The sequence below is a fragment of the Mesorhizobium sp. M7A.F.Ca.MR.245.00.0.0 genome, from assembly GCF_003997415.1.
Classification (GTDB): Bacteria; Pseudomonadota; Alphaproteobacteria; order Rhizobiales; family Rhizobiaceae; genus Mesorhizobium.
In genome coordinates this window covers 1-10,110 of sequence record NZ_RZTE01000069.1, presented here as the reverse complement: position 1 = coordinate 10,110, position 10,110 = coordinate 1, and the positions used below count along the sequence as shown (strand labels likewise).

Here is a 10,110-nt window from a genome sequence, read left to right as displayed (position 1 = left end):
GTCTCGAAGCGAGTGGCGAAATCTGCCTCCGTGCCGGGCTGCAAATGATGAATCTCGATGACAGCGATGCCGGTCAGCGGTTTGTTTTGAATGGGCTTTTTATCGTCGGCCAGGCTTGGCCGCTGCTTGCCCGCGAGGTCGAAGCCGGCGGCGGGCCACGCCGGCTTCAGCAGCAGCACATCGTCGGAATCGATCATCGTTGCGTTGGCCGCATGGCTGTGCGCCGCCCAGACCGGCCCGCCATAAAAAGCGGCGAGAGCATTTTTCCGCGCATCCATGCCGTCGAAGCCGCGCATCCAGACGAACATGTCAGGCCGATCGAGGTCCCGGAACTGGCCGATGATGGTCATGCCGGCGTCCTCCTGGCCCTCGATCAATTTGCCGTCGAAGATGCCGATGAGCGTGTCGCGCCGACCAGGCTTCAGCGTGTATTGCCGAAGCTCGACGACAGGCGAAGCGAGCGCTGAGGGTTTCGTCGCGACGTTCTGGGGCAGGTTCATCCGACATTCTCCAAAACAGGGTGATCGTCCTGTTTTGTAAAACAGACCGGTTGTCCTGTTTTGTCAACATGCTAAAGTTCGGCAATGTCAGCAGAGATGACCGTCCAGCCAAAACCGCGCCCGGGAAAACGCACCAACGACCCTGAAGGCATGCGCAAGAAAGTGCTCGATGTCGCCGAGGATGCGTTCCAGGCGCGCGGCTATCACGCCTCCAGCATCGGCGACCTGATGGCGGCGGCTGATGTCAGCGGCGGCGCGCTGCATCACCACTTCCCGACCAAGAAGGCGCTGGCGCTGGCTGTGATCGACGAGCGTGTGGCGGCAGCGGTCGAAGAGACATGGATCGCGCCGGTGCTGGCGGCGGCATCGGCGCGCGAGGGCGTGCGCGCGGTGTTCGAGGCCGTGGCGGCGGAACTGGAGCAGCAGGGTTTCGTGCGCGGCTGCCCGCTCAACAATCTGGCGCACGAACTGTCGCTTGCCGATCCCGATTTTCGCACTGCCCTTGCCGGGATTTTTGCCGGGTGGCGGCGCGCGATTGCCGACAAGCTGCGTGCCGACCAGCAGGTGGGCAAGGACGAGGGCACGGACCCCGAACGCTTCGCCGCGCTGACGGTCGCCGCCTATTCCGGGGCGATGTCGATGGCCAAGACGGCGCAGGATGCCGGTGTGCTGCGGGATTGCCTGGCGGGGCTGGAGCGCAGCGCGCCGTCGCCATCGCAGGGCGGATCGGCTGCCAGGCGACGCAACAGGATACTGCCACGGCCGAGAACCCCTTGACTCGCCGGGCTTTGGTTCAGCTACTCGGCCAGCGGCTTGATCGTCTCGTAGCCGTTGACGGATTCCGAACTGGTGCCTTCATCGTAGCGCCGCGCGAGCGCGGCTTGCAGATCGGGCGCATAAAGGGCGGTGAATGAATCCAGCGTCTCGCCGGCGCCGTTCTTGAAGGTCTCCTTGACCGCCAGGACATTGTATTTGCAGTCGCCCAGACTGAATGTCTCCTTGCCCTTGACGACAAGGCTCAGCGTCTTTGTGCCCTTCGGCGGCTTGTTCGGCGACAACTCGACGAACTCTATCGTGGCCTTTGCCCCCGCCTTCAGCGGGAACAGCTTTCGCAGATCGGAAAACGGGATCATCGCCTGCCGGCCGGTGTCGCTGTCGCGAAACACCTCGATCAGGCCGGCGAACAAATATTGGGTTTGCGGCGATTGCGATTCGTAGGTGTTGATAACCGACATCATCCCGCCGGCCACGGGCCGAAATTCGCTGTGGATGCCGGGTCTCGCCAGAACGAAACCCTTCCTGGCGGACTTGGCATCGACGCAACCGGCGGCATGCGCGGTGCTCGCGCACAGCATCGCGGCCAGGATCATGCAGATAGGTGCGGCTTTCATCTTTCGTCCTCCTCCGCTTGCGCAAGCGAGACATGCCAGACCCGTGGCGTCATGTCGATGATGGCGCAGAGGCGCTGGACGACCGGCCGCTGTCCATGCTGAATCAGCAGATGATGAATCGCCGTTCGACTGGATCGCTTTCCCGACGCAACTTCCTGGTACAGGCTGCGGGATTTGCCGCGGCCGGCGCCTTGCCGCGGCCGGCCTTCGGCCAGACCGGGCAACGCGTCCAGGCGATCGACGCCACCTTCCTGTTCATCGCCGATGTCCATGCCTGCCGCATGGCGAGCGGCTTGAGTCCCAACTGCCTGCAGGAAGGCAAGACCGACGCCGCGCTGCTGCGCAACGTGGCGGTGCTGAATGCGCTTGGCGACAAGGACTGGCCGGCCGAGATCAATGGCGTCGCCACCGGCCTGCGTTCCGCCGGCAAGATAGGCACGCCGCTCGGCCTCGTCGTCGGCGGCGACGTCACCGACGATGGCGGCGGCCAGATCACGCAGCCGAGCGAGGGCACCCAACTGCTCCAGTTCAGCCAGCGCTACAGCCAGGGCGTCGGCCCGGATCGCGTGCACATGCCGGTCTATGTCGGGCTCGGCAACCATGATCTCGACCAGAACGGGCCGCCGCACCATGTCGACTGGTACCGGCGCGAACTGCGCGACTATGTCGAGGTCAACCATCGCGCCGGCGTGTTCTTCAAGCCGCCGGTGCCGGCCACCGACTATGATGTCGACACCGACTGCTACTCCTGGGACTGGGGCGGCCTGCATCTGATCCAGACGCATCGTTTCGCCGGCGATACCGGCCACGGCGCCGAGAGCAGCCTGCCATGGCTGAAGCAGGACCTGGCGACCTATGCGGCGGACGGCCGTCCGGTCGTCCTGTTCCAGCATTATGGCTGGGACACTTTTTCGGTGGAACGCTGGGATGCCGCCAAGAGCCACTTCGATGATGACGGCACCGGTGCGCCGCATTGGTGGAGCGAGGCCGACCGGCAGGCGTTGCTGGCGGCGCTGAAGGGCTACAATGTCGTCGGCATTTTCCACGGCCACCAGCACGAAACGCCGCTGATCTATCGCAGGGACGGGATCGACCTGTTCAAGCCGAAGGCTGCCTATATGGGCGGCTTCGCGCTGGCCAGGGTGACCAGCGACGGCATGGACGTGGTGCTGGGCGAGGCGACCGGCGATCATGGCGAGGTTGCCTTCACCAATGCTTTCAGCAAGGGCTGGAGCACATGAAAAAGGCGGCCTTCGCGGCCGCCTTTCCCTCGATAAAGCGCGTTTCTCGATGTCGGATCAGAGCGCCTTCTTGACCTTGTCCTTGACGTCGCCATAGGCCTTCTGCACCTTGCCGGCGATCCGGTCGCCCGTGCCTTCGGCCTGGGTCTGCCTGTTGCCGGTCGCCTTGCCCGCGGCTTCCTTGACCGAGCCCTTGACCTGCTTGGCCACGCCCGCGACCTGATCCTTGTTCACCATTTTTGCGCATCTCCCGGGATTTTGAATTCAGGGGAATTCATTTGCGGGTAGCTAACGAGCCGGCGCCGGTTAGGTTCCAGGCGTCGCCCGGACGGCAGATCAGGTCGCGCGGCCGCCGCCTTGGGGCAAGGCTGGTGGGCTAGGCTGTGAACACACGTCGACCATGATATTGGATGGCCAGGCGTGCGGGGAGAAAAATGGCAGAATTTACGCTCTATATCGGCAACAAGTGTTTCTCCTCATGGTCGCTGCGGCCATGGCTGGCGATGAGGCATCTGGAGATCCCGTTCGAGGAAGGTTTCGTGCGGCTGCGCACGCCTGACACCTTTGCCAATCTGGCGAAAGTGTCGCCGACAGGTCAGGTGCCGGTGCTGAATCACAATGGCAAGATCGTCTGGGAAACCCTTGCCATCCTTGAATATCTTGCCGACCTGTTTCCCGAAAAAAAGCTCTGGCCGGCCGATATCGACGCCCGTGCGCTGGCGCGTTCGGCTGCGACCGAGATGCATTCCGGCTTTCGCGAGGTTCGCTATGGCTGGCCGATGAATTTGCGTCGGCCCAAGGCCCACAAGCCGCTCGACGCCGAGGGCGAGGCGCAACGCGCCCGCATCGAGGCGCTGTGGCGCCAGTGCCGGGAAAAATACGGCAAGGGCGGCCCGTTCCTGTTCGGCCACTTCACCGCGGCCGATGCCATGTATGCGCCTGTCGTCACCCGTTTCGACACCTATGGCGGCACGCTGGCGCCGGATACGCGCGCCTATGTCGACGCCGTGCTGGCAACGCCGGCGATGCGCCACTGGTATGCCGAGGCGGCCAGGGAGACGTGGCCGGAACCCGGTCCGGACGAATAGGATCCAAACGAAAACGCCCCTCGCACCTTTTATCGTGCGGGGGGCGTCTTTGCCATCAACTGTTATTCGATTGCTCTCATGAACTGCTGATGACACCGAATAAATGCGCGTCTGCGCAGATGGTTCCTGGATGCCGGAAAACTTTTCTCAAGTTGGCGCAAGCGCGCTGTTTGGTGCCCGATTTGCCGTCATGCCAGGTGTTTTGGCCAGGTGGTTTGGGAGAATTCCGCAGCTGTGGCTTGATGCAAATTTGACAGCGCGCCAAAAGAAGCCTATAAGCAAATCGTCGATATTTGTTTGACTGACTTTTGTTATCCGCGCTTTCGAGCGCGCCTTTGACGAACTTCCCACATCAAAAATCGGGACAAACGACGTTGTGCATCCGCATGGCGTCGAACGAATATTTGCCATGGAAAGGGTTCGTCATGAGCACCGGCACAGTTAAATGGTTCAACGCCACCAAAGGTTTTGGTTTTATTCAGCCTGACGACGGCTCGGCCGACGTTTTTGTCCACATCTCGGCCGTAGAGCGCGCCGGCATGCGCGACATCGTCGAGGGCCAGAAGCTCGGCTACGAGATGGTCCGCGACAACAAGTCGGGCAAGATGTCCGCCGACCAGTTGAAGGCGGCCTGAAAAAAGAATTCAGCTCTCCCGGTGACCACGGATGTACTGGCACCGGTGAGTGGCGAATTCGGGCGCATGGCCGCGGAGACCTGAGTTTCCACGGCATATCATGCGCATGAGAGGGGCGTTTCGTGCATCCCGGTGCATCCTTTTTGGATGGTCATCTGGTTGCGCGGCGCCTTACGGAAGGTCAGGCGGTGCCTGGCCTTTTTCATTTTGCGGGCCTCGCCGCCGAAAGTGCGCTGCGCGCCAGCCTGGACGTGCTAAGGGACGCTCCAGCAATTTGAATTCGCCGCGCGTATTGCTTTGTGCGTGATCCTGACCGAAGACCCGGTCTCGCTCCATCGGCACAGGCTCCTGACAGGAGAAAGATTTGACCACCAGTTCAAAGACAACCGTCGATCAGGCCGTGTCCCTGTTCAGCAAGACGCAAACCCAGTCGATGTCGCTCAACCGCATCAATTCCGAGCGCGACGCCGTCAGCGAGGCACGTGAAGCCAAGACCGCGCGTCTGCGCGAATTGCGGCTGGAGAAGGAGGCCGACGAGATGGCCGCCGCCGCCGCGCTAGCCGCTTTGCCGAAGCGGGCCGGAAGACGCTGATGGCTACCAAACGCGTACCGCCAACACCGATCGCCGCCGACGCAACCATTGCCGATATGGTCGAAGGCCTCGACAAGCCGGTCGAATTCGTCCGGCGTGTGCTGGAAAAGCTCGAACGCTGCAAGCGTGCCCACGGTGATGCCCAGGTGCGCGTCGGCGTGCGTGGCCGCGCCGAATGCCCGAACTACCTGATCGAATATGTCCGCGAAGACGCCAAGACCCATGAGCGGGTGACTTATCAGGACGCCGCCTACAGCGGCAGCACGCATCGCGAGCTGGCGGCCCATCACATCGAGGCGGTGAAAAACTGGTCGCCCGAGGAAATGAACATCACGGCCGTTTCGGCGCTGATCGGCCGCCTGCGCAATCCGCGCGCCCCATCATCGCGCTTCGCCGACGAGGACTGACATGGCCATAAAATTCTCCTCCAAGGATCAGACGGCAGCCTCGGGTGCTGCGGCAAAACCGGCCAAGCCGGTTGCTGCGCCGAAAGCAGGCGACGCCACCGAGGCCGCGACCGATCTGTTCAAGTCGCCGGCGGATTCGCCGAAGGGCAAGACGGCTAAGAAGAAATAGCGCCTTGCCGCAAGACGCCGATCAAAACCCCGCCGCGCCGGGGCTGTCCGCCCTGGTGACCGCCGCGAGCGTTTTGCCGTCGCAACACGGCACCTTCGATTGCCAAAGCTGCGGTGCCTGCTGTTCCTATTCGGCCGAGTGGCCGCGCTTTTCCACCGAGGATGACGCACAGCTCGACCGTATCCCGGAAAAATATGTCGCATCTGACCTGTCAGGCATGCGCTGCGAGGGCGTGCGCTGCTCGGCGCTGTCCGGCGAGATCGGCAAGTCGACCGCTTGCGGCATCTACGACGTCCGGCCGGACGTCTGTCGCGCCTGCATGCCCGGCGACGAGGAGTGCCTGATGGCACGCCAGGCGCTCGGGTTACCGGTGTAGCCAATCTCCAATCGCCTCCGCTTGTGCGCCGACCCGCAGCCCGATACCTTCCTGGTTGGGTAGGGTGCCGGAGGAACCATCGTGAGCATCGAATTTCTGTTGACGTCCCTGATTGTCGTGGCTTCGCCCGGCACCGGCGTTCTCTACACGCTGAGCGCCGGCCTCTCGCGCGGTGCGCGAGCCAGCGTCATCGCCGCCTTCGGCTGCACGCTCGGCATCATCCCGCACATGGCCGCTGCCATCACTGGCCTGGCGGCGCTGCTGCACACCAGTGCGCTCGCCTTCGAGACGCTGAAATATCTCGGCGTCGCCTACCTCTCTACATGGCCTGGAACACACTCAAGGAAAATGGCGGCCTCAGCGTCGACCAGGATGTGACGCCGCGTTCGGCCGGCAAGGTGATTGCCACCGGCATCCTCGTCAACGTGCTCAATCCGAAACTCTCGATCTTCTTCTTCGCCTTCCTGCCGCAATTCGTCAGCACCACGGAGCCCAACGCGCTTGCGAAGATGCTGGAGCTGAGTTCCGTCTTCATGCTTTTGACCTTCGTGGTTTTCGTCGGCTACGGCATCTTCGCCGCCTCGATCCGCAGCCACGTCGTCTCGCGGCCAATGGTGTTGACCTGGATGCGCCGGACTTTCGCCGGCGCCTTCGTCATGCTTGGCGCGAAGCTGGCGCTGGCGGATCGGTAGAGCCACGGGGAGCGGCTCAGTCCCGCTGATCCGCTCCGCTTGTTGCGCTATTCCGGGCGAAAAGGCGTTATGCGCTTTCGGGAAATTGCTCGGGCGCGCTACCCCCTTCACATAGCCCATCGCTTCGACGATCCGCCCGTCGGCCACGCGCATGAGGTTGACGCCGCGCAGCGAATTGCCGTCGGCCATGAAATAGCGCCAGCGGATCGTTGCCCGGTCGCCGGCAACGAAGGTTTCCTCGACATCGAAGCGCGTGCCGGCCTGGGTTGCTATCGCCGTCCAAAGCCCGACGCACGCCGCTTGACCGGCAAAACGAGCGCCGTCCGGCGCCGGCACGGTGTTCTCGATCACGCAATCCTCAGCCACCAGTTCGGCGAGTGCCGAGGGATCATGGCGTTGGAATACGTCGTTGTAGCGCCGCATGATCTCGGCCGTCTGCTGGGACAGATCGTACGCGGTTGCGTCCATGACAAGCTCCTGTGTCATCTTCTTTCTCCTGGCTTCATTGGCCTTTGGTGGCTTCAACGAGCGTTGCCTTGAGGGTGATCTGAGACACGCCGGCAAGGCCCCGCGAGACGAGGCAGCCTGTCTTGGCGGATTGTGCAAGGCGCTCGAATTCATCTGCGGCGAGTCCTGCGGCCTCCACCTCGGTTTCGAGTTCGATCCGGGTGATCGTCGGCCCGGCCGCGGTCGCGCCGAGATGCACCTTGGCCATCGTGTGGATATTGCGGGCAACATGGCCGGCGCCGCCCAGTATGGCGCTCAGCGCCATCGAGAAGCAGCCTGCATGCGCTGCGGCGATCAGCTCTTCCGGGTTGGTGCCCGGACCGTTCTCGAAACGCGAAGGGAAGGAATAGGCGCCTTCGAAGACGCCGCTGCCGAGCCGCAGCCGGCCCGCCCCTTCCTTCAGCGTGCCTTGCCATTTGGCCGAGGCTTCACGAATTGTCATTGTCGTTCTCCCTTGGTTTGAGGACTTGATGGGTCAGGCGCCGTCGATGATCACCTTCCCGAAGACGTCGCCCTGCTGGAAATAGCGGTAGGCATCGCCGGCCTCGGTGAAGGCGAAGACCTTGTCGATGACGGGCCGCAGGCGATGCTGCGAGACGGCGCGCAGCATGGCTTCGAGATTGGTCCGGTTGCCGACGAACAGGCGGCTGATGGTGGCGAGGCTGCGCTGGTAGAGTGCCGCCGGCAACTGGATCGATCCGCCTTTCGCATCCTGCAGCGTCAAGAGCACGATGTGCCCGTAAAGCGTGCTGGCGATCAGCGACTGGGCGAAGGTCGCCGGGCCACCGGTCTCGATGACGAGATCGATGCCGCCGGTCTGGTCGCGGACAGCCGCGCCCCATTGCGGCATATCCGATGTCGAAATCACCAGGTCGGCGCCCAGCGCCCGCTGCCTGTCCGCTTTCTCACCGCGCGAGGTGACGGCGGCGACATGGCAGCCGAGCAGCTTGGCGAACTGCAGTGCAAAGAGCGAGACGCCGCCCGAGCCGATGACCAGAACCCATTGGCCGGGCTTCGGAATTCCGGCGCCCGTCACGGCATTCCAGCCGGTCAGGCCGGCACAGGTCAGCGTTGCCGCCTCATGCCAGTCGAGATGATCGGGCAAGCGCACCGCCCATTGTTGGTCGAGAACGGCGTATTCGGTCAGCATGCCATCCAGCGTGCAGCCGAGTTGGTCGACGAGCCCGGCATGGATGCGGCCGTCGATCCATCGGGCGAAATAGCTGCCGGTCACGCGGTCGCCGACAGCAAAGCGGGTGACGGTATCGCCGATGGCGACAATGTCACCGGCCCCGTCGCTCAGCGGAACGACGCCTTGGCGCGGCGGCAGCGGATAGGTGCCGTTGAGGATCATCGTATCGCGCCGGTTGAGCGAGGTGGCGCGAACGCGCAGCACGATCTCATGCGGTTTCGGCTCCGGCCCCGGCTCGTCGTGCAGCGCCAGACATTCGGTTCCGCCGGATCCTTCAAGCCGATAGCTGCGCATTTCGAACCTCAGACATATATAGACTGATCTACATATTATGTAGACCGATTGTCATATTTCGCGCAAGGGCTATAATGACCTCTCCTGACAGAGGTTGACATGGCGAACGACACACGAGCCCGCATACTCGAGACGACCGGATTGCTGCTCAGGCAGCGCGGCTATCACGGCACCTCGCTCAATGACATATTGAGCGCCAGCGGCGCGCCGCGAGGCTCGCTCTACTTCCATTTTCCCGGCGGCAAGGACCAACTGGTCATCGAGGTGACGCGCGCCAGCGTTGCCGACGTGACGGAGAGGCTGGGCGAAGCGCTGGCTGCCGAAAAGTATCCGGCGGTGGCTGTCCATCATATCTACCAGTCGGTGGGACGCATGCTGGAAGACAACCAGTTTTCGCTCGGCTGTCCGATCGCGCCTGTCGTGCTGGACTCGCCCACCGACGTGCCGGAACTGGCGGAGTTGTGCCGCTCGGCCTTCGAACAGTGGATAGGCCTGCTGCGGGACGCCTTCGTCAGGGCAGGGGTGCCCGAGCGCCGCGCGCATGCATTGGCGCTGCTGGTCGAATCGTCGCTGGAGGGGCTGATGGTGATCGCCCGCGCCACCCACGACCGCGCCCCGGTGCAGGCTGTGGCCGATGAGGTCGCAGCGCTGATCGAGCAGGCGGTGCTCGCTGGAGCAGGCCGCAATCGCGACACGGCGATTTCCGCGGCCGAGATACCATCATCGCCGGGGTCCTGATGTCGCGACGCGCCTGATGCCAGCGGAAACATTAGTTCAATGTCGCGCCAAGCGTTCCGCGCGGTGTGTCGCCCCAATTCAAGTCCTGGCAGTGCTATTAGTGAAGTAAACGTCCTGGCAGAACAAAAAGGGCGCCTTTCGGCGCCCTTTCCGTAAGCTTAGCCAGATTGGCTGGATTAGAAATCCATACCGCCCATGCCGCCCATGCCGCCGCCCATGCCGCCAGGCATGCCGCCGCCGCCAGCCGACTCCTTCTTCGGAGCCTCCGCGATCATGGCTTCGGTGGTG

The 10,110-nt window shown here is 63.2% G+C and carries 14 protein-coding genes and 2 pseudogenes; 10 read left to right on the top strand and 6 right to left on the bottom strand.

Annotated elements, in window-relative coordinates; genetic code table 11:
• Nucleotides 1–500, bottom strand: a 500-nt coding sequence (locus tag EOB80_RS35750) for an NIPSNAP family protein (protein WP_245466504.1), incomplete at its 3' end; no start/stop codon positions are given.
• A 96-nt stretch (nucleotides 501–596) separates the two neighbouring features.
• Here EOB80_RS35750 and EOB80_RS33315 point away from each other — a divergent pair.
• Nucleotides 597–1,277, top strand: a complete 681-nt coding sequence (locus EOB80_RS33315) for a TetR/AcrR family transcriptional regulator (RefSeq protein ID WP_127332228.1) — start codon at nucleotides 597–599, stop codon at nucleotides 1,275–1,277.
• Between the two features lie 20 nt (nucleotides 1,278–1,297).
• Here EOB80_RS33315 and EOB80_RS33310 read toward each other — a convergent pair whose 3' ends face one another.
• A complete protein-coding gene (locus EOB80_RS33310) occupies nucleotides 1,298–1,891 on the bottom strand; it encodes a hypothetical protein (protein ID WP_127332214.1) in 594 nt (197 codons plus the stop codon).
• A gap of 110 nt (nucleotides 1,892–2,001) precedes the next feature.
• Here EOB80_RS33310 and EOB80_RS33305 point away from each other — a divergent pair, with 110 nt between their 5' ends.
• The gene (locus tag EOB80_RS33305) at nucleotides 2,002–3,132 is read left to right on the top strand and encodes a metallophosphoesterase (RefSeq protein WP_164762823.1); all 1,131 of its coding nucleotides are present in this window, start codon (nucleotides 2,002–2,004) and stop codon (nucleotides 3,130–3,132) included.
• Between the two features lie 57 nt (nucleotides 3,133–3,189).
• On the opposite strand, the gene EOB80_RS33300 is transcribed toward EOB80_RS33305, so the two are convergent.
• A complete protein-coding gene (locus tag EOB80_RS33300; protein WP_027037831.1) occupies nucleotides 3,190–3,369 on the bottom strand; it encodes a CsbD family protein in 180 nt (59 codons plus the stop codon).
• Between the two features lie 197 nt (nucleotides 3,370–3,566).
• Here EOB80_RS33300 and EOB80_RS33295 point away from each other — a divergent pair, with 197 nt between their 5' ends.
• The 7 genes and pseudogenes from EOB80_RS33295 (at nucleotide 3,567) to EOB80_RS33265 (ending at nucleotide 7,091) form a co-directional block, all read left to right on the top strand.
• The gene (locus EOB80_RS33295; RefSeq protein ID WP_164762819.1) at nucleotides 3,567–4,220 is read left to right on the top strand and encodes a glutathione S-transferase family protein; all 654 of its coding nucleotides are present in this window, start codon (nucleotides 3,567–3,569) and stop codon (nucleotides 4,218–4,220) included.
• Nucleotides 4,221–4,645: 425 nt separating this feature from the next.
• The gene (locus EOB80_RS33290) at nucleotides 4,646–4,855 is read left to right on the top strand and encodes a cold-shock protein (RefSeq protein WP_010915421.1); all 210 of its coding nucleotides are present in this window, start codon (nucleotides 4,646–4,648) and stop codon (nucleotides 4,853–4,855) included.
• 364 nt (nucleotides 4,856–5,219) lie between these two features.
• On the top strand, nucleotides 5,220–5,447 hold the full coding sequence (locus tag EOB80_RS33285; protein ID WP_013532399.1) for a hypothetical protein: 228 nt from the start codon (nucleotides 5,220–5,222) through the stop codon (nucleotides 5,445–5,447).
• Complete coding sequence (locus EOB80_RS33280) at nucleotides 5,447–5,854, top strand: hypothetical protein (RefSeq protein ID WP_013532398.1); 408 nt, start codon at nucleotides 5,447–5,449, stop codon at nucleotides 5,852–5,854. Before EOB80_RS33285 ends, EOB80_RS33280 begins: the two co-directional genes overlap by 1 nt.
• A 1-nt stretch (nucleotide 5,855) precedes the next feature.
• A complete protein-coding gene (locus tag EOB80_RS33275; RefSeq protein ID WP_127319514.1) occupies nucleotides 5,856–6,023 on the top strand; it encodes a hypothetical protein in 168 nt (55 codons plus the stop codon).
• 55 nt (nucleotides 6,024–6,078) lie between these two features.
• On the top strand, nucleotides 6,079–6,399 hold the full coding sequence (locus EOB80_RS33270) for a YkgJ family cysteine cluster protein (protein WP_164762822.1): 321 nt from the start codon (nucleotides 6,079–6,081) through the stop codon (nucleotides 6,397–6,399).
• A gap of 81 nt (nucleotides 6,400–6,480) precedes the next feature.
• A pseudogene (locus EOB80_RS33265) lies at nucleotides 6,481–7,091 on the top strand (LysE family translocator).
• Nucleotides 7,092–7,193: 102 nt separating this feature from the next.
• Here the strand turns inward: EOB80_RS33265 and EOB80_RS33260 are convergent.
• The 3 genes and pseudogenes from EOB80_RS33260 to EOB80_RS33250 all read right to left on the bottom strand — a co-directional run.
• Nucleotides 7,194–7,577 (bottom strand): annotated as a pseudogene (locus tag EOB80_RS33260) (nuclear transport factor 2 family protein); the annotation flags it as partial.
• 16 nt (nucleotides 7,578–7,593) lie between these two features.
• Nucleotides 7,594–8,040: an OsmC family protein gene (locus EOB80_RS33255; RefSeq protein ID WP_127332206.1), complete on the bottom strand. Its 447-nt coding sequence runs from the start codon at nucleotides 8,038–8,040 to the stop codon at nucleotides 7,594–7,596.
• 33 nt (nucleotides 8,041–8,073) lie between these two features.
• Nucleotides 8,074–9,084, bottom strand: a complete 1,011-nt coding sequence (locus EOB80_RS33250) for an NAD(P)-dependent alcohol dehydrogenase (protein WP_127332204.1) — start codon at nucleotides 9,082–9,084, stop codon at nucleotides 8,074–8,076.
• A 99-nt stretch (nucleotides 9,085–9,183) separates the two neighbouring features.
• Between EOB80_RS33250 and EOB80_RS33245 the strand changes: the two genes are divergently transcribed.
• Nucleotides 9,184–9,822 carry a TetR/AcrR family transcriptional regulator gene (locus tag EOB80_RS33245; protein ID WP_127332202.1) on the top strand — a complete coding sequence of 213 codons (639 nt, stop codon included), beginning with the start codon at nucleotides 9,184–9,186 and terminating at the stop codon, nucleotides 9,820–9,822.
• The last annotated feature ends 288 nt before the right edge of the window (nucleotides 9,823–10,110 follow it).